This is a genomic window from Paenibacillus agilis (assembly GCF_007786455.1).
GTDB classification, from domain to species: Bacteria; Bacillota; Bacilli; order Paenibacillales; family Paenibacillaceae; genus Paenibacillus_B; species Paenibacillus_B agilis.
In genome coordinates this window covers 297,179-317,917 of sequence record NZ_VNJK01000003.1, presented here as the reverse complement: position 1 = coordinate 317,917, position 20,739 = coordinate 297,179, and the positions used below count along the sequence as shown (strand labels likewise).

20 protein-coding genes are annotated in these 20,739 nt (G+C 42.8%); 6 read left to right on the top strand and 14 right to left on the bottom strand.

The window, feature by feature from the left end; genetic code table 11:
- Window positions 1-96: 96 nt before the first annotated feature.
- Entirely contained in the window at window positions 97-1,308 is a 1,212-nt protein-coding gene (gene chrA / locus FPZ44_RS20400; protein WP_144993366.1) for a chromate efflux transporter, read from the top strand.
- A gap of 481 nt (window positions 1,309-1,789) precedes the next feature.
- Here the strand turns inward: chrA and FPZ44_RS20395 are convergent, their stop codons facing one another.
- From FPZ44_RS20395 to FPZ44_RS20345, 11 genes are all read right to left on the bottom strand, one after another.
- Window positions 1,790-3,115, bottom strand: coding sequence for an MFS transporter (locus tag FPZ44_RS20395; RefSeq protein WP_144993364.1), 1,326 nt, complete (start codon window positions 3,113-3,115; stop codon window positions 1,790-1,792).
- A 329-nt stretch (window positions 3,116-3,444) separates the two neighbouring features.
- Window positions 3,445-4,272 (bottom strand): undecaprenyl-diphosphate phosphatase, encoded by an 828-nt coding sequence (locus tag FPZ44_RS20390; RefSeq protein WP_144993362.1) that lies wholly within the window; start codon window positions 4,270-4,272, stop codon window positions 3,445-3,447.
- Window positions 4,273-4,304: 32 nt separating this feature from the next.
- Window positions 4,305-5,039, bottom strand: coding sequence for an ABC transporter permease (locus tag FPZ44_RS20385; protein ID WP_144993360.1), 735 nt, complete (start codon window positions 5,037-5,039; stop codon window positions 4,305-4,307).
- Window positions 5,032-5,952: an ABC transporter ATP-binding protein gene (locus FPZ44_RS20380; protein WP_144993358.1), complete on the bottom strand. Its 921-nt coding sequence runs from the start codon at window positions 5,950-5,952 to the stop codon at window positions 5,032-5,034. Before FPZ44_RS20380 ends, FPZ44_RS20385 begins: the two co-directional genes overlap by 8 nt.
- A 162-nt stretch (window positions 5,953-6,114) precedes the next feature.
- A complete protein-coding gene (locus FPZ44_RS20375) occupies window positions 6,115-7,158 on the bottom strand; it encodes a sensor histidine kinase (protein WP_144993356.1) in 1,044 nt (347 codons plus the stop codon).
- On the bottom strand, window positions 7,148-7,873 hold the full coding sequence (locus tag FPZ44_RS20370) for a response regulator transcription factor (protein ID WP_144993354.1): 726 nt from the start codon (window positions 7,871-7,873) through the stop codon (window positions 7,148-7,150). Before FPZ44_RS20370 ends, FPZ44_RS20375 begins: the two co-directional genes overlap by 11 nt.
- A gap of 616 nt (window positions 7,874-8,489) precedes the next feature.
- On the bottom strand, window positions 8,490-8,729 hold the full coding sequence (locus tag FPZ44_RS20365) for a glutaredoxin family protein (RefSeq protein ID WP_144993352.1): 240 nt from the start codon (window positions 8,727-8,729) through the stop codon (window positions 8,490-8,492).
- A gap of 40 nt (window positions 8,730-8,769) precedes the next feature.
- Window positions 8,770-8,973 (bottom strand): heavy-metal-associated domain-containing protein, encoded by a 204-nt coding sequence (locus tag FPZ44_RS20360; RefSeq protein WP_186786160.1) that lies wholly within the window; start codon window positions 8,971-8,973, stop codon window positions 8,770-8,772.
- A 334-nt stretch (window positions 8,974-9,307) separates the two neighbouring features.
- On the bottom strand, window positions 9,308-10,246 hold the full coding sequence (locus FPZ44_RS20355; RefSeq protein WP_144993349.1) for an alpha/beta hydrolase: 939 nt from the start codon (window positions 10,244-10,246) through the stop codon (window positions 9,308-9,310).
- 37 nt (window positions 10,247-10,283) lie between these two features.
- Window positions 10,284-11,345 carry an LLM class flavin-dependent oxidoreductase gene (locus FPZ44_RS20350; RefSeq protein WP_144993346.1) on the bottom strand — a complete coding sequence of 354 codons (1,062 nt, stop codon included), beginning with the start codon at window positions 11,343-11,345 and terminating at the stop codon, window positions 10,284-10,286.
- Between the two features lie 94 nt (window positions 11,346-11,439).
- The gene (locus FPZ44_RS20345) at window positions 11,440-12,726 is read right to left on the bottom strand and encodes an MFS transporter (RefSeq protein ID WP_144993710.1); all 1,287 of its coding nucleotides are present in this window, start codon (window positions 12,724-12,726) and stop codon (window positions 11,440-11,442) included.
- Window positions 12,727-12,933: 207 nt separating this feature from the next.
- Between FPZ44_RS20345 and FPZ44_RS20340 the strand changes: the two genes are divergently transcribed.
- From FPZ44_RS20340 to FPZ44_RS20330, 3 genes are all read left to right on the top strand, one after another.
- Window positions 12,934-13,515, top strand: coding sequence for a TetR/AcrR family transcriptional regulator (locus FPZ44_RS20340; RefSeq protein WP_144993345.1), 582 nt, complete (start codon window positions 12,934-12,936; stop codon window positions 13,513-13,515).
- 350 nt (window positions 13,516-13,865) lie between these two features.
- Complete coding sequence (locus FPZ44_RS20335; RefSeq protein WP_144993343.1) at window positions 13,866-14,417, top strand: helix-turn-helix domain-containing protein; 552 nt, start codon at window positions 13,866-13,868, stop codon at window positions 14,415-14,417.
- A gap of 5 nt (window positions 14,418-14,422) precedes the next feature.
- On the top strand, window positions 14,423-15,388 hold the full coding sequence (locus FPZ44_RS20330; RefSeq protein WP_144993341.1) for an alpha/beta hydrolase family protein: 966 nt from the start codon (window positions 14,423-14,425) through the stop codon (window positions 15,386-15,388).
- 67 nt (window positions 15,389-15,455) lie between these two features.
- Here the strand turns inward: FPZ44_RS20330 and FPZ44_RS20325 are convergent, their stop codons facing one another.
- The 3 genes from FPZ44_RS20325 to FPZ44_RS20315 form a co-directional block, all read right to left on the bottom strand.
- Window positions 15,456-15,953, bottom strand: coding sequence for a VanZ family protein (locus tag FPZ44_RS20325; RefSeq protein WP_144993339.1), 498 nt, complete (start codon window positions 15,951-15,953; stop codon window positions 15,456-15,458).
- A 199-nt stretch (window positions 15,954-16,152) separates the two neighbouring features.
- On the bottom strand, window positions 16,153-17,544 hold the full coding sequence (locus FPZ44_RS20320) for an aldehyde dehydrogenase (RefSeq protein WP_144993337.1): 1,392 nt from the start codon (window positions 17,542-17,544) through the stop codon (window positions 16,153-16,155).
- 112 nt (window positions 17,545-17,656) lie between these two features.
- Window positions 17,657-17,959, bottom strand: coding sequence for an ArsR/SmtB family transcription factor (locus FPZ44_RS20315; RefSeq protein ID WP_144993708.1), 303 nt, complete (start codon window positions 17,957-17,959; stop codon window positions 17,657-17,659).
- Window positions 17,960-18,671: 712 nt separating this feature from the next.
- Here FPZ44_RS20315 and FPZ44_RS20310 point away from each other — a divergent pair.
- Both FPZ44_RS20310 and FPZ44_RS20305 read left to right on the top strand, forming a co-directional pair.
- Window positions 18,672-19,805: an amidase domain-containing protein gene (locus tag FPZ44_RS20310; protein WP_186786159.1), complete on the top strand. Its 1,134-nt coding sequence runs from the start codon at window positions 18,672-18,674 to the stop codon at window positions 19,803-19,805.
- Window positions 19,806-19,935: 130 nt separating this feature from the next.
- Window positions 19,936-20,310 (top strand): hypothetical protein, encoded by a 375-nt coding sequence (locus tag FPZ44_RS20305; protein ID WP_144993334.1) that lies wholly within the window; start codon window positions 19,936-19,938, stop codon window positions 20,308-20,310.
- Window positions 20,311-20,739 lie beyond the last annotated feature (429 nt).

The window sequence follows — 20,739 nt, the reverse complement described above, 5'->3', positions numbered from 1 at the left end:
TTAGGTCCATAAACCCTTTATTGCAGATGCCTATTTGGCTAAAATGAGAAAGCAACCATCACTACAACAGACTCATTATGACAAAAGGAGAACAGTATGTCACAATCCGGACACGCTAGTACTATAGCGGTTCCCCCAGAACGAAACCTACTAAAAATATTTCTGATCGCTTTGAAGCTTGGCCTGACCTCCTTTGGAGGCCCTGTCGCGCATCTTGGCTATTTTCATGAAGAATATGTGCGGCGACGCAAGTGGATCGATGAGCGCAGCTATGCTGATTTGGTTGCGCTGTGCCAGTTCCTGCCGGGGCCAGCGAGCAGCCAAGTCGGCATTGGCATTGGTGTGCTGCGCGGCGGCCTACTTGGTGGCATAGCCGCTTGGCTTGGGTTCACGCTGCCGTCTGCAGCAGCGTTGGCTCTGTTCGCGATGGCGATGCAAGGTTCTGGCATCCCCAGCGCGGGGTGGCTCCACGGCCTGAAGCTGGTGGCCGTGGCTATTGTGGCCCATGCCATATGGAGCATGGGCACGAAGTTGGCGCCGGACCGTTGGCGCGCCACCATTGCCGTGGCTGCAGCGGCTGCTGTCCTGCTATGGCAGACAGCCTTGGCGCAAGTGCTTGTCATCGCGGCCGCTGGCTGTGCCGGCATATGGCTGTATAAGCATAAGGATATGCCCAAGCCAGAGCATATCCATGTGCCGATTAGCCGTCGAACAGCGATGATATGCTTATCGCTATTCGTTGTATTGCTTGCAGCTCTGCCTCTGCTGCGTCAGGCAGGCATAGGCGGTTGGTTTATGGCCTTATTCGATAGCATGTATCGAGCTGGCTCGCTCGTATTCGGCGGCGGTCATGTCGTACTACCATTACTCGAACGTGAATTTGTACCGACAGGGTGGCTAGACAAAGCTGATTTCTTTGCCGGTTACGGCGCTACGCAAGCCGTTCCAGGCCCACTGTTCACCTTCGCCGCCTATATTGGAGCTGCCGCTCATGGCTGGCTCGGTGCAATTGTAGCAACAATCGCGATCTTTCTACCCGCGTTCCTGCTCATCGTCGGAGCGCTCCCATTCTGGAGCGCCTTGCGCGTGAACTCGCGCGCACAAGGCGCCCTCTTCGGCGTCAACGCCGCCGTCGTGGGCATCCTTATCGCGGCTCTATACACGCCGCTCTGGACGTCGACCGTGCAAGCACCGGCCGACTTCGCGCTCGCAGCAGCCCTATTCGTGCTGCTCACGCATTGGCGCACCCCGCCTTGGGCCGTCGTTATCGTCGGCGTCCTTGGCGGAACCTTGCTCGAATGGATGTAAACGAAGAAACGCCATTCGAGCCAAAATAGGGACTGAGGCTTCACTACATCTGAAGCCCCAGTCCCTATTACTGTTAATCACATGACAGATTAACATCATTAATACCCTTGCTCAAAAATGCTAACTCACCTGTTAATTAACAAACGATATACAAAGAGCTTTCAGATGTGATCGCAAACTGAGCTACATCACGAGACAACCTACAATACTTGCTCTAACGAGCGCCACGGATGTTATTTTCGTGAAATGGCCCTTCATAGAAATGTGACGGCTGTAGGTGAGCTTATTTTAGCAATAAGGGTGAATACACTGCTTCCATCAGACAAATAAGCTCTGTGACGCCCTTTACATTTGAAGATACATCCATATACACTGAATAGGCTCTACAGCAACCATTAGCACAATTGCCCCTTATTTCATGTCAGGGTAAAACTCGATTTTGTATAATGTAGTATTAGTAGGCTAAAGAAAACCAACAACACTAGCTCAAACTAGCCTGTTCCTTACTTAAACTTCCTTGCTGCGGGAAAAACATCGAAGAATCCATCTTTGTCACAGCCGACATACGGCGTGTTACAGGATCGATCAGCCAAACAACGGCAACAAACGCAACAAGCAAGCCACTAATCATAAGGACAGCCGCGCTGCTAAGTACAGCGCCTCCAATGCCCCCTAACAAAGAACCAATCGGCATTGCCACTGCTCCTATACTTCCGACTGCAGCCATAACTCTACCTAGCAAATGCGCAGGCACAAGATTCTGCATAAATACCATTGCGATAATATTCGTAATCGCCGTTGGCACCCAGCCAACTCCATATAGAACAACCGCAAGCCACATGCTTGATACTTGAGCAGCAGTAAACCACGCAAGCCCGCACCATAAAAAAGCAGCAATGTACATCGGACCCATAGGAAGATGTTCAGGTCTCAAACGAGGGGCCAGCAGCACCCCCACCATGCTAAACACTGCTACAGAGGCAAGCATCATCCCATACCAATCAGAACTTTGCGCAAAGCCAGGAAGTACAGCAAATACAGCTCCGCCCGCACAGTTAATCACAATCGTTCCCGCCAACAAACGAATAATATAAGGATGGCGAAGGACGGTTACACCTTCCTTCAATTCTCGTACATACTGTCGGAAAGACAGCTTTGATCGAACCCCAGAATCAGCTTTTACTCCAGATTCGTCTTCAACCTGGTCCTTACTCATACTCTTCCCTTCCAAATTACTCGGAATCGGGCGTAGTGTCATAAAAATAAGCGAGGCTATCAAAAACAAGACGGAGTTCATCATAAACATGCTTGCGATCCCTATTAATGCAATTAACACACCGCCTAGTGCATTAAATACAGCTTCACTTCCTTGATTAGCAGCACTAAACCACGCATTGCCCGCAGTCAAATGCTCCTTTGGCAGCACTTTCGGCAGAGCGGACATCTGTGCAGGAAATATGAATTGATTTAACACAGCTATAACTGGCATCAAAATAAGAACTAACGTCACAGAAATAAAATCAAGCCAATAACCAAGAGGTAGAATAAGCAGCAGAATGGCTTGAGCCAATTGAGTCACAACCAGCATGTTCTTCAAGGGCCAACGGTCGATAAGCGGTCCATACAAAAACTGTACAATACGAGGAATCGAAGTGAGAAACACAGCTAAGCCCGAATAAAACGTAGAACCTCCTAAATCATAAACAAGCCACATCGCAGATAACATATAAAAGCTATCACCTATGTTAGAAATCAATCTTCCTGCGAGCAGCTTTGTAAAATTCGCAAATTTCAACGCTTGCAGCATGTTGCTCTTCTCCCCCTTGGCCCTTCATAAGAGACCACTTTACTTGTATCCATAGTTTAATCAACATTCATACTCCTTCACCTCGGTCCCCAGCTGTAATTTGACTCAGCCTCTCGTTCATCCGCCGCTAGTTGCACAACATAAAGAAACCCCGACTGCTCCAAGCTATGTTGGAGAATCGAGGTCCGATTTCTATCTATTTTTTTGTCATGAATACAGCTGGTTTTAACTGTTCCGATTCAATAACTACAGCGCTTAACTCTGTACTCGTTTTCATTTCATTCCACAAAACGTTAACGCTATGAAACATATTCACTATGATCTCTTTATCACAAAAAGACAAAGTAAATCACTGCTGCAAGTACGATACGATAAATCGCCAGTGGAATAAGCTTAATACGATTAATTAATCTCAGGAAAAAGCGAATGGAAACAAGAGCAACGAGAAAAGCACTTATAAACCCTACCACGAAAAATGGGATCACATCTGCCGTAATGGCGTCCCAACTTTTTACCAATGACAAGAAGCTGGCTCCCCCGATAATCGGCACAGCCATAATAAAGGTAAAATCAGCAGCAGCACGATGGCTTAACCCCAACAATACACCTGCTGAGATCGTAGATCCGGATCGAGAAAATCCCGGCCACATCGCCAAGCACTGCACGAGACCAATCGTCAAAGCCTGCTTATAAGTAACTTGGTCTACTGTCTCTACCTTTTTCACGCGCGGTGCGAGCAAGTCTGCTGCAATCATGAGAAACGCACCAAGTACAAGTCCGATCACGACGGTCTGTGTAGAGAATAAATACGTATCAATGAAATCTTCAAATATAAATCCTAATATCCCAAACGGTAAAATACCCACAATCACCTGCGTCAGCTTTAAACGCGGTTGAGAAGCTTGTTCGCCCGTCACCTTTTTCAGACCAAGCATCGTCATAAATCGTTCCCACATTAAAACTACTACTGCGAGAATTGAACCGAACTGGATAACGATCTTAAACGTATTCGCCACCTCTGGCGAGAACATTTCTTTTGTCTTGAACAGCCAATCATCAACAATAATCATATGCCCTGTCGAGGACACGGGCGCAAACTCCGTTAGCCCTTCAACGACACCTAGTACAAATGCCGCAAATAACTCCCACCAATCCAATAGACGAACCTCCCTACCTATTCTTGAAACTATTAATCAATATCCGATCTCCTAAAATAAACAATCGTTGCTGCTAGTCCAAGTACAGAGGTAGCAAAAATGATAGCATACGAATAGGAGGCTGGATAAACGAATTCCGTACTGTTCGCTACCACCATATGCACAGCTGACCAAGGGAATAGACCTTGATAATCTGTATCGATAACTGTAAGATTGGCCATCGTAACAACCGCAGTAAATATAATCGTCGGCACAAAATTTTTGAACAGCATCGTTATCCATATAATTGGGGTCGACAACAGGAATAATAGAAACGCTCCTACGAAAAACTGTCCAAGAGAATCGACGATCACCGCTACACTCAATCCTTCAAATTGGCCTACAAAACCTAGCAAAAGAGTCATCATCCAAGCAACTAGGGTCAGGACGACAATCCATAGTAGCAGGAGCAGCCATTTGCTCACAATTAGACTTGTTTTGGACACCGGGATCGTCAACAAGTTTTTCAATGTATCTTCCGTATATTCACGACTAAATAGATAGGCCGCAATGACTCCATACAACAGTGTGCCGATAAGCATGAGCACGTTCAAATTCGTATTGTAAAACGACACATCGAACGTTAGGATCGTCTCCGGCTTCTCTCGCTTCATACTCAAAAAGGCGATAAACATCATAATGGGCGCCGCCATGGCACCAATTACACTGATCATAAACATTTTCGCCCGCTTCAACTTCAACAGCTCGGTATACAACAAGTTAACCAATCGTCCCACCGCCTATCAGCTTGATGAAGTAATCTTCCAGCCTATCTTCGCTAACCGCGACTCTCGTTACTTCGATATCATGCTCGACGAGAAGCTTGTTCAGCTTGCCCTGCTGGCCCATATGCGAATATACACGCAGGAACCCCTCACCATGTGCCTCATATTCCACTCCTGCAAAATGCTGTTCCAGCAGCATCGATGCTTTGTTGTCGTTCGATACTTGCAGCTCGATATAGTTGCGGTTTCTCGTACGCAGTTCCTCAAAAGAAACCTCTTCAAGCAGCTTCCCTTGATGAATGATTCCGATCTGATCAGCGAGTTGTTCTACCTCGGTTAAAATGTGGCTAGATATAAGCACTGTCAACTTTCTTTCCTCAGCAAGCGACTTAATCAGTCTGCGGACTTCCTTGATTCCTACTGGATCCAGACCATTCGTTGGTTCATCAAGAATGAGCAGCTCAGGATGATGAAGAATAGCTCTCGCGATCCCCAAGCGTTGTTTCATTCCCATTGAGTATTTGCCTACCAGTTTCTTCGTCTCCTGTTCCAACCCTACGATTTCTAATGCTTCCTCAATTGCACTTTTCTTATGAACGCCCATCAGTTTCGCATTGATGAGCAAATTCTCTCTACCTGTTAAATTTTCATAGAAGCCCGAATGTTCAACCATAGAGCCGATTCTTCTTAATATCTCCTTTTGATGCTTATATAAGTTCTCGCCAAATATCTCAATCTGACCTTCTGTTGGCTTGACGAGCCCTAGCAGCATACGTATCGTCGTCGTCTTTCCCGCACCATTTCGGCCTAGAAATCCGTATATTTGACCTTGCTTCACATTAAGCTGAAGGCTGTCTACCGCCTTTTGTGTTCCATATTGCTTCGTTAAGTTGGTCGTTCGAATGACCGCTGTCATGTAAAGCACCTCCTGCTAATGAAAGTTGATAGATCTATCTGCTACTATTCAACCGAATGTACTTTTATTGTAGGCGGTCGATTTTACATGCCTCTTAACGAGTTCTTAACGATTTCTTACATTTCCGTTTACATTGAGCCTAGCTTCCAATCGTTAACCGACTTAGCTCGAAATGTTAGAGTTACTGGTTGTCGCTGTTTTCGGTATCGTGAAGCTAAACGTCGTATGTATACCAGGTTCACTTTCTACCCAAATGGCACCGCCATTTTTCTCGACAAGCGCTTTGGTGATCGCAAGCCCTAGACCGCTGCCACCATTCAACGTGCTTCGGGAGCGATCGGAGCGGTACATTCTATCGAATATGTTCATTACATCTTGTTTGGCAACGCCTGCCCCTTTATCCCAAATATTAAACTGGTAGCTTTGGGAAGACTCTGTAAGTTCAATCCCTAGCACCTTTCCTGCCTCCCCGTACTGGACAGCATTTTTTAACAGGTTGTTCAAAATTCGCAGCAGACTGAGTCGATCGACTAGCACCATACATTTCTCTTCAGGCAATTTAGCTCTCAGCTCGATATTCCTTTGATCCAACTCAGGCAAAAAAGTAATTACCGCTTCTCTCGCCATTTCCGCAGCATCTACCGACTCCACTTGTAATGGAATCTCATCCGCATCCAATTTCGCTAAGTGAAAAATCTCATCAATTAACTCCTTTAAGGCAATTGCTTTATTCGAGATGATCTGAACATATTGCTGCCGCTCCTCTGGCGAAACTGCGATATTATCTTTCAGTGCATCTACATACCCGATAATCGATGTGAGCGGTGTACGAATATCATGTGAAATGTTCGTGAGCAGACTCTTTCTTGCTGCTTCGGAACGTACCGATTGAACTTGAACTTTGGCTAATTGCTCAATCAACTCATTTATTGAAAATATGACTTCATCAATAATAGGATCATCATTCGTCAGCACACGAGTGTTCACATTTCCTTGAACAGCCCGCTTCAATGCCTTCTCCACACTGTGAAACTTTGTCCTGAATTGAAGCCGTACAAACAGCAAGCTTCCTGTTACGAAGAAAAGGGCACTAAATAAAACCCCATGCAGCATGCCTTGGGGCTGATTAATCCATTCCACTACGAAAAGAGCTGTTACTAGCAGCAATTGAATGATGATGAGCAGCATACTCTTGTCACGCTTCATCTTTTTCACCTACAAACTTATACCCGATTCCCCATACCGTCTGAATCCATAATGGCTCGGAAGGATTAACTTCTATTTTCAACCTCAGTCTACGAATATGCACCATCACGGTGTTGTCGTCCTCAAGGTATTCACTTCCCCACACTTGGCGGAAGATTTGAGTTTTCGTAAACACCTGCTCTGGATGAGAAGCAAAAAACTTCAACAGCTCGAATTCTTTCGCCGTTAGCGCTACCTCTTCTCCATTTTTCTTTACACTATATTTTCGTATATCTATGATTAAATTTTTATAGCGCAACAAATTCTCCACACGCTCGCTTTGAGCATGATTCTCGCTGCTGCCTAATACCATAAACCGCCGCAGCTGTGCCTTAATGCGAGCAACTAGCTCATGAATGCTAAACGGCTTCGTCATGTAATCATCCGCCCCGATACTTAACCCAATGACCTTGTCCATTTCATGATCTTTCGCGGTCAGCATCATAATCGGCACATTCGTCGTCTGACGCAGCCTTCTGCATACTTCGACCCCATCAACCTTCGGCATCATAAGATCTAGTAAAATGAAGTTATATTTATGTTGTTCACACAAGCGCAGCGCCTCTTCTCCATCTGCTGCTGTGTCAATTTGATAGTTTTCTCGCTGCAAATAAGTCCGAACTAACTCTCGTATCTCCTTATCGTCATCCGCTATTAACATTCGGATATGATCCATACGTGCGCACCTGCTTCTTCTATGAATTGAATAACGTGAACAGTAAAAGTAAAATACAGTGATGTAAATATACATCCTCGTTATTATAACAACATAGATTGGGCAATGCTGTAAACTGACTGTAGTCCTGAAGTTAGTTTATAACAGCATCTAAGGTTTCGAATTTATTTGCAGTGTTCACTCTCAACGAAACAGTATTCCATACTGCTCCTGTCCGCCCTCCATGCTACCCTTGCCGTTTATATTATTCTTGTCCTCTATTGGTGGAATTTCAGCAGTGAATGTCTTTCAAAGAGTGGACACTTCTTTCATAATGAAACATAGTAATCCCCTCTATACAATATCTATATTTGGTATTAACACCCTTGTACCCACGCTATATATAGTAAGTTCTTTCTTATAGCCAGCCACTACGATATATGTCCCTGATGTCCACCTTTGTAAAGACACTCTGGCCAATTTTCCGCAATAGGAGGACAATTTAAAGTAATAATCTAGCACACTCCAGAAGTCTTCACAAAAAAACCAGTTCGCTCAATAGTTTGAACGAACTGGTCTTATTCAAAAATTTGATTCCGTTACTAACTACCACATGTATATATAGTAGACCCCATCATCATTTTAACAATTCACTTATTTCTAATAGGTTTTCAGCGAATCCAACAAAGACCTTGTCGCCAATGAGTATCGTTGGGACAATTTGCTTGCCTGTTAAATCCATAACTTCTTTCGCATATTTTGTATCGGTTTCACAGTCATACTCCGTATACGAAATCTCATTCTCTTTGAAATAACGCTTTGCATGGTTGCAGTCGCCGCAGGTAGGTATCGAATAAATAATTACCGCTTCCGTCATATGGATGCCCCCTTATCAGGTTATTACAAGGTAGATTCCTCTATACAGTCGTTTTATATCCTTTAGCTTGGATGCTTTCTTGAATATTCGAAATCTCCAGCTTAGCTTCGTCAAATTTCACATCAATCGTTGCTTGTTCAAAATTAACCTGGCCTTCAACGCCGATTTCTTCTAGGACTCCCTCAATCTTTTTGACACAAGAACGACAATTCATTCCTTCGATTTTCAACGTCACTTCTTTCATCTTTTCACCTCCCTTCAACATACCCCTATACCCTATATAAATATCCATATAAAAAGGATTCTCTGGAACCCTTCTCATTTCCATATGTTAACTTCTGTTTACAACTTTAATATACTATACCCCCCTATAGTATGTAAATGGTTTTTCAACTATTTCTGTTATGAATTTTTCTAACGAAAAAACAATCCCCTAATAAACCGACTAATCCAGTTCATCAGGAGATTGCGACTATGTACAATTTAGTTATCGATACCACTTAAAATAATTACTCATTCTTACACGTGCTATTGCCTCATTTATTCCTTACCTTTTGAAACGACCCTACCTCATTTTTTTATGGATTAAGTGCTCTCGCCATCGCATCCACATAGCTTTGACTGGCGCGCTGGCTTACCTCCGCTTGCGGAACGAACACTTCAAAGACGTGGAAACAGCCTGGATAGAGATGAAACTCAACATCGACGCCCGCTTGTGCAAGGCGTGTCACATATTCGATCGTCTCATCTCGGAACAAATCTAGCTGCCCTACACACGTATAGGTTGGCGGCAATCCCGCCAAACTGCTCGCTCTCGCTGGCACCGCATAGGGAGATATCTCACTGGCATCGTTACTCTCGCCCAAGTACATTTTCCAAGCCGCTTCGTTGTTAGCTCGATTCCAAGTTGCATTTTCAGCTATAATCTCGTGGCTCGACATTGTCTGATTGCGATTGTCGATCATTGGATAGAGCGGCATTTGGAAGATGAGGGCTGGTCCACCTTTGTCGCGAGCCATTAAAGCAAGCGCTGCAGTCAATCCACCGCCACCGCTTGCACCTGCGATCGCGACCCGCTCCACATCGAGACCCAACCATTCAGCTTCATCCGTCATCCACGTCAAACCAGCGTAACAATCATGAAGAGCGGCTGGATAGGGGTGCTCGGGAGCAAGACGATAATCAATCGAGACAACAACACAATTAGCCGCCTGCACGAAGCGCTCGCACAAAGTATCATCCATATCGGGATGCCCCATTACATAACCTCCCCCATGAATCCACATCATAGCAGGCAGCTTACTATCCGTCCGCTGAGCGGGTTCGTAGATTTTTGCTAGCATTTCTCCATCTGCTCCCGGAATCATGCGGGTTGTCGTGCGTACATGTTCTGACTGCTCAATAGGAGGACCAGTTAACAGGCTTCTGCTCCAAGCTAACTTTTCCTCCAGTTGAAAACCAGGGAATTGCGCTAATGTCGATCTTAGTTCTGGTAGTACCCGACTTTCGAATTTCATATGAATTCCTCCTATAATAAATAGTAAAATGTGCCCGTTATGACAATTGCCCTGTCTCTGCTTCCCACTTGGCTATTTCCTCGCGCACCCGAGGCGCTACCTCTGTTCCTAACAATTCAATAGCTCTCATCACCTCAGCATGAGGCATCGTAGCAATCGGTACATACATCATGAATCTCGTAATGCCTACATGCTTGCGAAGGTGAATAATCTTTTGAGCAACCGTCTCAGGATCACCGACGTACAGCGCCCCATCAAAGCTGCGCGCATCATCAAAGCTGGCACGGTCATAATGCGCCCAGCCCCGCTCCTTGCCGATTTTGTTCATGCCTGCCTGTGTTGACGGGAAAAAGGTATTAGCTGCTTGCTCTGTATGTTCCGCCACAAATCCTAAAGAATGCGAACCTATTCTAAGCTTCGATACATCATGACCAGCGTGGCTAGCTGCCCTTTTATAAAGCTCTACAAGTGGAGCAAATCGCAGCGGACTTCCACCAATGATTGCGAGCATTAGCGGCAATCCCATCAAGCCTGCACGAATAACGGATTCCTGGTTGCCCCCACTGCCAATCCATACCGGCAACGGGTTCTGAACAGGACGAGGATATACGCCCAAATTGTTAATCGCTGGCCGATGCCCACCTTTCCAAGTTACTTTTTCTGATTCTCTTATCATTAGAAGCAATTCCAGTTGTTCTTGAAAAAGCTCATCATAGTCATTCAAGTCGTAACCGAATAACGGAAAGGATTCGATAAAGGAGCCCCGCCCAGCCATAATTTCTGCACGTCCATTTGAAAGACCATCAAGGGTAGCAAAATCCTGAAACACGCGCACAGGATCAGCAGAAGACAACACCGTCACTGCGCTAGTTAACCGAATTCGCTTTGTCTGTGTTGCAGCCGCAGACAGTACAACGGCTGGCGAAGAAGCAGCGTAATCTTTCCGGTGATGCTCGCCTATACCGAACACATCCAGTCCTACCTGATCTGCAAGAACAATTTCCTCGACAACGTCACGCAACCGCTGTGCGTGACTTATCACTTCACCCGTATGAACATCCGGTGTTGTTTCGACAAACGAAGTAATCCCTATCTCCACACGAAACCTCTCCTTATCTAAAATGAATGTACGTTATCCATTTGCATTGTGAATTTGTAAGTTCATAGCTTATACATAGATACCAAATGTCTTATCACGAGTCAGTTGTCGCCCGGCTAGTCTTCGTCCTTCGGGTTGCTACCCAAAATAGAATTGCTAATGCACTAACGGAAGCTCCTAGCAAGCACACTCCCTCCCAACCATAATGTGCATAGGTATGGGTCGCAGCAATAGAGCCCGACGCACCGCCTATGGAATAGAACACCATGTATCCCGCAGTAATCCGACTTCGTGCCTCAGGACGCAAGGATAGAATCATGCTTTGATTCGTAACATGTACGGCCTGTACTGCCAAATCCAGAAGCACAATTCCAATGACCAAGGCGATCAGCGATTGTTCCGTATAGCGAATGAAAAACCATGATACAAACAGCAGGAGCAAAGCAATGCCCGTTGTTTTCTGTCCATAACCTCGATCAGCAAGCTTCCCAGCCCGTGCTGCACCTAATGCCCCAGCCACTCCTGCAAGACCGAACGCACCAATTGCCGTGTGCGAAAGAGATATTGGCGGTGCGCTAAGAGGCAGTACTAGTGACGTCCATAAAATGCTGAAGTCCGCAAAAATGAGCAGAGCAAGAACGGCTCGGATACGTAGTACCCGCTCTTGTGCAAAAAGTACAAATACCGATTTAAGAAGTTGAGGATAAGACAGGTTCCTTACTTCACGTTCAACATTGGGCAGCACCTTGAAAAATACACCGATCGTAAGAAGCATAAGTGCAGCAGAGAGCAGATAAACAGAGCGCCAGTCGGCAAGGTCCGTTACGAGCCCTGCAAACGTTCGTGCAAGCAGTATCCCTATTACAATGCCGCTAGTTACGATGCCAACGACACGCCCTCGCTCAGCTGGGGCCGCCATACTTGCTGCAAATGCCACAATCGTCTGCGTAACAACAGCAAGCAACCCCACCAAAGCCATTCCCGCAAATAGTACCACGCTAGTGGAGGCAGTTCCTACGATAACTAACGCAATTACAGATAGCAGCATTTGGCCAATAATCAAACGGCGCTGGTTCAGCAAATCTCCGAGCGGAACCAACAGCAGCAGCCCTACTGCGTAAAAGATTTGCGTGATGGTAATGAGAATACCAATGATAGCTTGATTAATTCCGAACTCACTCGAAAGGTTAGCGAGTAAGGGCTGTGCAAAATAGATATTGGCGACAGACATCCCACAAGCTACCGCAAACAATAGTGTTACATAGCGGGAAAGAGAAGAACGCTGAACATTAGCTTCCACCGCGACTAACTCTCGCTTTCCTTGTGACGAAATCCCCTGCTTATCGGCATTAACTGAGCCTTCTTCCACAACCTCCTTCATGTTGTGCATACCTTACCCCCTATCGTTTTTAAATGCTGAACAAATAACATACCGATCAGTACGTTATTTTGTGTAGCAAATATAACTCCACCTTTCTAATGATGTCAACAAATATATTTTAAATTTGACAAGATAGGCGGCTAATTATAAAATTATTTCATACCGTTTGGTACGAAAAATAATTAAACATGACGAGAGGTCTGAACGATGGCAAGAACTCGCGAATTTGACGAAGAACAAGTACTACATGCAGCCATGCAGCTATTTTGGGAGAAGGGTTATGAAGCTACCTCATTGAGTGACTTAACTGCCAGAATGGGCATTACTCGGCCTAGCATATACTCCGCCTTTGGGGACAAAAAAGAATTGTTCGAAGCTGCGCTGCGTAAATACACGATGACTCGCGCTTCCGAAATGCGAACCAAACTTCAGAGCAATCCTTCTGTAAAAGAAGCATTTCGCACATTTTTTGAAGATGTCATTGCCGAGGAATATTCCGGAGGGCCCAGCCGCGGATGCTTCTGTATCAACACCATGGTTGAACTTGCCCCTCACGATGAGAAATTCGAAATTTTAACAAGAGAACATCAAATGTATCTATCTGTTATCTTTCAAGAAACCATTGAACGAGGGATACAATCCGGCGAGCTCAAGGCTGTTGCAGATGCAAAGGCTCTAGCCCAAGCGCTGATCACATCATTGATCGGACTAACGGTTATCTTGAAGTCCCGCCCGCAGCGAGCGTTTGTCGATAACACATTAGATGTGACACTTTCGTTGCTTAAATAGAGTCAGAAACACCAACTCCCTTTCATTTACGCATAATAGGCCACAATAGCTTACTAGAACCCATCGATGCCCCTGAAAAGGTTTATCAGATGGGTTTATTCATTTCGGATGACCCCAATAACGACTTCAACGAAAAACTAGCCATCCACCCACTATAACTTCTCTTCAATTCTGATCCATCGCATCCGGCATCTCCAGGCCCATTATTCGCATGAACAATGGGTAGACCCCCATTTTTTATACTCCACCCCTACCAAATGTAAATACTTGACAAAAACAACTCGGAGTAATATTATCAATAGTGAAAATATAATCAATAATGATAACAATAAACGTAGGCGGTAATAAACATGAAAAAGAACAAAGCTGATCTGATCCTGCATCCGGTAAGGCTGAAAATCATCCTTACGGTTATGCGCCAACAACGTGCTACTGCCTCACAATTAAATGAGCTTTTACCCGATGTTCCACAAGCCACCCTTTATCGTCATCTCAACAAGCTTGCAGAAGCTAACTTGCTGGCCATCGTTGAGCAGTACCAAGTTCGCGGTGTCATAGAGAAGGTATATGCTTTGTCCGAAGAAGGAGCGCACTTAACGCAAGCCGATCTGGAAGAAGCAACGAAAGATGACCACATGCGCTACTTCACCACATTCGTTTCTAGTCTTATGAATGACTTTTCGCAGTATTTAGAGCAACCTGATATCCATTTGGAACGTGACCGAGTTGGTTACCGCCAACTTGCTCTTTATTTAAGTGATGATGAATTGGAAGAAGTGATGGCTCCGTTTAGAGAAGCTGTGATGAAAGCAATGAAGAACGGCCCCACTGAGGGAAGACGACGTCGAAATCTTTCATTCGTTATTATTCCGGAGGCAGAAACTAAAAGCGAGGGAGAGTAAAGAAGATGAATGTAAATCTGAACGAAATCGAAGTGACGATTAACAGCGCTTTTTCTTTAGCAGGTACGTTAGCCATTCCAACTGACATAACACAGCCTGCTCCTGCAATTTTAATCATTTCTGGCACAGGTGAAAACGACCGCAACGGCAATGGCAAAGGACTTAATGTAAACATCTATAAGGACCTTGCTGATATATTGGGAAAAATGGGGTTTGTCACTCTCCGCTATGACAAACGCGGCACACATGCCAGTGGTGGAGATTTCAACGAAACTGGGCTGTGGGATTTAGTCGATGACAGTATTGCATGTGTTCAATTCCTGAAATCTCGGCAAGAAGTGGACCCCCATCGTATTTTTATATTTGGACATAGCGAAGGAGCTTCTATCGCCCCCCTCGTGCATACCAAAGAACCTGTCCATGGTCTCATGCTCATTTCGGGGGGTGTAGAGAATTTGGTGCATGATACGATTCCCCGTCAAACTGGGCAGGCGCTTGAAGAGCTGGAACAAGCTAAAGGAATAAAAGGATTCCTTATTCGCTTACTAAAAGTGAAAGAAAAAGCCAAAAAGCAAACCGCAGCGTTTATCGAAAAAGTACTCTCCTCCACGACACCAACGATTAGATTTAAAGGCAAAAAAATCGGTGCCAAATGGTTCCGCGAGCACGCTGCACTAAATATTTCCGATTATATAAGTCAAGTAGCCTGCCCTATCATAGCGATATCAGGCTCAAATGATATACAGGCACCTCCCGATCATGCTAGAAAGTTCGCCGAAGCAGCTACGGGCGAAGCCGAATGGCACGTCATCCCACATATGAATCATATTTTGCGCAAATATGAAAAGCCCCATACGATGCTAGGACTACTGAAAGAATACAAGTCACTGTTTACCACACCGATCGACGCAGAGTTCGTCAAGCTCCTAGAGCAATGGCTGCGTAAACATACAACGACTCAGCCTTCTTAATCATTCCTTACACATGCTAAAAAGCCAGTTAGCTCAAAAACTTGAACTAGCTGGCTTTACGTATGCGCTAAGAAGTACATTTTTCCCCCGTGACCCGCAGCCGTATAAGGCAATACCCTACAATGCCCCCGGAAGTATTTAAAATAAGATCATCAACATCAAAATTTCCGATAGCAAATAGGAGCTGTGCAGATTCCAAACTCAAACTTACAACCAACGAACCAACGAGCACAATGATGAACGCACCTCTTTTGTTTTTTAACAACATCGTCAGGAAAATACCGAGCGGCACAAAAATTCCGATATTGCCAAACAATTGAATGAAATCATTCAGTGATTGACCTTCCATATTTTCAGAAATTTGCTTAAACGGAACTAAGTTACCCACTTGTAGTCTATCTATAATGGAATGAGGATCTTCTATATTAGACCGCAGTTGATTCACCATAAAGTTCATATTAATAGAATGAAACTTAAATAAAATAATTTTGAGCAATGAGTACATATACAAGACGAATGCGCCGACTAGCAGCCAATGATTATTCATCATTTTCGTTTGTTTCATTTCGCATCCCTTCCTTTCATAGTACAAGGATAAGGAAGCAAGCTTAAAAAAGTAGTAGGGTAAAAATAAAATTTATATTAAATCTGGTGAAGTGGTAATTCCTCATGAAGATAAGGGGCTCGACGACATGTCGACCCCTGGTTCCTTCTATTCAAACGAACCTTTTTCATAATGTGCAGCACCCAAGCAGCATGCCTCTCTATTTAAACACTTTTTTAATCCACTTCAGTTTACTTTCGTATGGAGGGAATAAGAAACCTAAGTCAAATTTTGTACTCTTTTTTACAATGCTTTTATGATGGGAAAATAGATCGAAGCTAAACTTCCCATGATATGCACCAATTCCGGAATTCCCTACCCCGCCAAACGGCAAATGGTGATTAACCACATGTGAAATCGTATCATTGACACAACCACCACCGAAGGAAACTCGACTCAACACTTCCTGTTCAATCATTTTATCTTCAGTAAACACATATAAAGCCAAAGGCTTAGGCTGTTTATGAATGGTCTGAATTGCATCTTCTAGCGTACTATACTCCATAATCGGCAAGATTGGCCCAAAGATCTCATCCAGCATAGCTGCGTCAGACCAAGACTTTGCTTCCAGTAAAGTAGGTTCAATGTATCGTTCTTCTCTAACGGATTTCCCTCCAAATAGTAAATTGGATTTATCCGTCTCTATAATAGAAACAAGTCTATCGAATTGACGCTCATTCACAATTCGACCGTAGTCTTTGCTTTGTATCGCATTTTCGCCATAATAATGACGAATAACTTCTTTCATTTTTGAGAGGAATTGTTGCTTTACTTCGGAATGAACTAATAAATAGTCGGGTGCAACACAAGTCTGCCCTGTATTCAAAAATTTACCCCATACAATTCTTTTCGCCGCCATTTCTAAATTCGCCGTGCGGTCAACAATGACTGGACTTTTCCCGCCGAGCTCTAACGTTACAGGAACGAGGTTCTTCGCAGCAGCCTCCATTACAATTTTCCCCACAGCTACACTTCCTGTGAAAAAGATATAGTCAAAAGGTGCATGTACGAGTTGAGAGGTTATTTCTCTTTCTCCCTCAACTACTCGAATATAATCCTCATCGAATGTTTCCTTTATCATTTTGTGAACGATAGCCGCTACATTTGATGTGTTCTCAGAAGGTTTAAGTACCGCGCAGTTCCCTGTCGCAATAGCACCAATAAGCGGGTCGATTAGCAATTGAAATGGATAATTAAACGGGCCAATAATCAATACCGTTCCATAAGGTTCTTTCATAATGTAACTGCTAGATGGATACATGTAGAAAGGCGTTTTTACCTTTTCAGGCTTCATCCATTTCTTTAAATTTTTCATCGTGTATTGAATACTGTTTAATGCGAGTCCTACCTCTGTTGCATAAGCTTCAAACTCACTTTTCCCTAAATCCTTATATAATGCTTCATGAATTTGAGCTTCATAACGCTGGATAGCTGTTCTTAACTTCTCTAGCTGCTGCACTCGGAATTCAAAACTAGTAGTCGAGCCTTTATGAAAAAATTGTTTATGCTCATCAAGAATTTGTTGAATATCAATCGTTTCTACCTGGTTCATTATGATGCCCTCCTAAGGTTATGTTTCTAATAAAACATACGAATGAAATAGTTAATCACTAAACGTTTAAACATTTAAACGTTTAAAGTATAAAAGAAACCTTTAGATATATCTAAAGGCAATCTCGCTCAACTAATGATAAAAGTTCTTTCAAGGACTCAACAGCATTTCCTAATGTCAAAGAGTAGTAACGCTCTGTTCCTCGCTTATCAACTTCAACTAATCCTTGCTGCCTTAACAACTGTAAATGATGTGAAATGGCTGGTCGTGAAAGGACTGAATGCTCCGTTATATCATTAACCGTCAGAGCATCGTGTTCACTAAGCAGTAAAATGATATCTTGACGATTAGGGTCCATTAACAATTGAAAAAGAGGGGTACATTTGCGAAACTGCTCTAATGCTTGTTTACCCACCATACTCCCTCCTTTCATAATATGTTTAAGTGTTTAAACATTTGATTTATGTGATTAATAATAGTACACGTATTGTACCTCTGTCAAAGTTAAGATTTATGATCTATCTTCGACTTTTATTTTTCGTTATAAAGTCATATGAACCAGTTTCCAATCATCAGCAGCTTTTGCTCGCAATTGAACCACATTCTTAACAGCATAACCTTCTGACAAATAGTCATTCTCTGAAGGAAATCTAATAAACTCAACGTTAGTGATTTTTTCGCAATCATACTGTGTAGGGTAAAAACTATTTAATAAATATAAAAAGTATTAGTGGAGAGAGAGAGAAATAATATACTTTTGCAGCCAAATAAAAGGTTGTTGAAATCAATTGCAAAGTATGGTAAAAAAAGAGAATAGGAGGTGATGAATGGTACAAATTGAAACTGGTTTCTATTATTTCGTTCTTTTATCACTTAACTTTTTGGTATGCTTGTAATGTCTAAAATATAACCATCCTCATTGTTACTAGATTCTTAGTAAAATTGTTCTCTCCTAACTCAAGAAACCCATGGCTGACAAACATCAGAGTAAAATCATAATCTTTTTTAGAGTGAACAAAGTTGATATTTTCTACCACTTGCTCTATGTGCATATCTCCTTAAGAACAGTTGATTTATTTTTCTGTGGTAACATATTGAACTTATATTTATCAAAAGGAGTGAAGATTTTGAAAAAAATTATGATGTTTTTATCTGCGGCCATGGTGTTAACTTTGTTTCCTACAAGCAGCTATGCAACTGAGGCCAGCATTGCCCCGGAAAAAACTTTGAAAAGCACTCTAGTTACTGAAGTAAAAGGAGATAAGATTAATTTTTCGCCATTAACCTACGATGGAAAATCAACTAAGCTGTATTCTGAAACTTCTATAACAAAAGAAAGTGCAATTAAGACATACAGCAAGGCATACCAATATATAGTTGAAGATTTCACTTCTAGAGGAATTAATGTAGACTTGGATAACGAACAAGTTCAGGACCTTATTAAAACATACTTTTTAATTGAACTCGACGACAAGGATCTCCAAAATGAATTGAGACAATTTGCTGCTTTCATGGATTTTTACGAAAACAAAGCCGTAAATGATCAAATTATTAATGCCGTCTCCAACAAAACCCTTTCAGTTGATGGTGATTTTAACAATCTATTTCCAGTAAACACACATTCCACTATTCAATCCTCGGAAACAACTTTAGAAGATAATGCAGCAATTATTACTCCATTAGCGTATACTCCTTCAACTGCTGCAACATATGCAGTAAATTGGTGGAATAAAACCAACAATACAAGCTACCCTTATTATGCCGAATACGCTGGGCAATCAACGACAAACAATAACCTCAATGATCTTCCTTCTGGAGCGAGTGGTCAATCAAATCCAAGAAGGGCTTGGAATGATTGCACGAATTTTGTATCTCAGGCACTTGTTGCAGGGGGATTGTCTACGAAAAAGAGTGGAATCTGGTTCCCACATAGTAACACTGATAATTGGTATTATAGTGATTCCAAGCCATCTCATACCTGGGGAGGAGCCCATAACTTCTACCAACACTTTAGTAGTAGGGCTGGAGTAGCTTCAAGTAGTGGTCTGTTGCAAGTTGGAGATGCACTTTCTATTGACTTTACGGGTGATGGGAGTATTGATCATACAATTATAATTACAAAAACTACAGGAACAGCAAGTAATCAACAATATGCAACATATCACACTACAGATACAAATCAAACTAGAGCCTTGGATTATTTTTATAACTATAATCCAAATGTGAAGGTTTACGGATATGAAATTGATAAAATAACTTAAGATTTTGTATTCATAAGAAAGAAGATAATAGAATATAATAACCAGACCACCCTCCTACTCAATATAGGGTGGTCTAGTTATATTAATCGTAGAATATAGTAATTCAAAGTAATTAAAGGAAGGTGAACTAATGACAACGAAACGAAAAAAACTATTTATTATTAGTGTTGTATTTATCGTTGTTATACTGTCGTTTACGATATTGAATATGTTTATGAAAGATGGAAATAACATTTCAGCAATATATGGGATAATCAAGATACATGTCTCAAATAATGACATAGTAGACATCACAAAACATTCTGCTGACTCAAAGTTCTATTTAAGCAATTCGAAAGATGGAAATGTCCACATACTATCCAAAATGAAAGAAAGGGGATTTTCGTTTAAAGAACAACTAGGTTCCGCACATGTATTTACTAGTGGAGATGAAGAAGTCATTGTAACTGAAAAAATATATGCGCAAAACTATATCATATGGACAGTTCCAAATTCGATAAATTGAAATCAAAAGACCTCAAATAACCGTAATACGGTGTAGACATTTATAATAAATAATTCATCACCTTATTGTGTAATCCGTTCAAGGTAATTTGATTAATGAAAAAAATCCTATAACATTCGGTAGAGAGTCATCATTTCACATACTGGATGAGAGAGCTATTGGAGGCAAGGATCCTACAAGGGAGTTATATAATCCATGTCTGGTGACAGTGGAGATGAGGTGTTCGAAAGATGGCATTCGAGGTTAACGCAGAAACAGAATGCAGAAGACGCTATAAATACACATAAGGAACTCACAGGAGGGGGAAATTGAGGTAACAGCAATAGCATTAGATGTACATTCAATAGATAAGCGTCAAACTCAAACCACCTACAATGCCAGTTATATTCATAAGAAAATGAGGTAATTTCATTCCAGGATGTACCTCAT

What these genes read in the sequence shown, in the direction of transcription:
- FPZ44_RS20375 (WP_144993356.1), bottom strand. Translation starts at nt 7,158, where the DNA reads ATGAAGCGTGACAAGAGTATGCTGCTCATCATCATTCAATTGCTGCTA.
- FPZ44_RS20305 (WP_144993334.1), top strand. Translation starts at nt 19,936, where the DNA reads ATGACAACGAAACGAAAAAAACTATTTATTATTAGTGTTGTATTTATC.
- FPZ44_RS20335 (WP_144993343.1), top strand. Translation starts at nt 13,866, where the DNA reads ATGAAAAAGAACAAAGCTGATCTGATCCTGCATCCGGTAAGGCTGAAA.
- FPZ44_RS20380 (WP_144993358.1), bottom strand. Translation starts at nt 5,952, where the DNA reads ATGACAGCGGTCATTCGAACGACCAACTTAACGAAGCAATATGGAACA.
- FPZ44_RS20370 (WP_144993354.1), bottom strand. Translation starts at nt 7,873, where the DNA reads ATGGATCATATCCGAATGTTAATAGCGGATGACGATAAGGAGATACGA.
- FPZ44_RS20360 (WP_186786160.1), bottom strand. Translation starts at nt 8,973, where the DNA reads ATGAAAGAAGTGACGTTGAAAATCGAAGGAATGAATTGTCGTTCTTGT.
- FPZ44_RS20355 (WP_144993349.1), bottom strand. Translation starts at nt 10,246, where the DNA reads ATGAAATTCGAAAGTCGGGTACTACCAGAACTAAGATCGACATTAGCG.
- FPZ44_RS20325 (WP_144993339.1), bottom strand. Translation starts at nt 15,953, where the DNA reads ATGAAACAAACGAAAATGATGAATAATCATTGGCTGCTAGTCGGCGCA.
- FPZ44_RS20320 (WP_144993337.1), bottom strand. Translation starts at nt 17,544, where the DNA reads ATGAACCAGGTAGAAACGATTGATATTCAACAAATTCTTGATGAGCAT.
- FPZ44_RS20395 (WP_144993364.1), bottom strand. Translation starts at nt 3,115, where the DNA reads ATGCTGCAAGCGTTGAAATTTGCGAATTTTACAAAGCTGCTCGCAGGA.
- FPZ44_RS20345 (WP_144993710.1), bottom strand. Translation starts at nt 12,726, where the DNA reads ATGAAGGAGGTTGTGGAAGAAGGCTCAGTTAATGCCGATAAGCAGGGG.
- FPZ44_RS20365 (WP_144993352.1), bottom strand. Translation starts at nt 8,729, where the DNA reads ATGACGGAAGCGGTAATTATTTATTCGATACCTACCTGCGGCGACTGC.
- chrA (WP_144993366.1), top strand. Translation starts at nt 97, where the DNA reads ATGTCACAATCCGGACACGCTAGTACTATAGCGGTTCCCCCAGAACGA.
- FPZ44_RS20330 (WP_144993341.1), top strand. Translation starts at nt 14,423, where the DNA reads ATGAATGTAAATCTGAACGAAATCGAAGTGACGATTAACAGCGCTTTT.
- FPZ44_RS20340 (WP_144993345.1), top strand. Translation starts at nt 12,934, where the DNA reads ATGGCAAGAACTCGCGAATTTGACGAAGAACAAGTACTACATGCAGCC.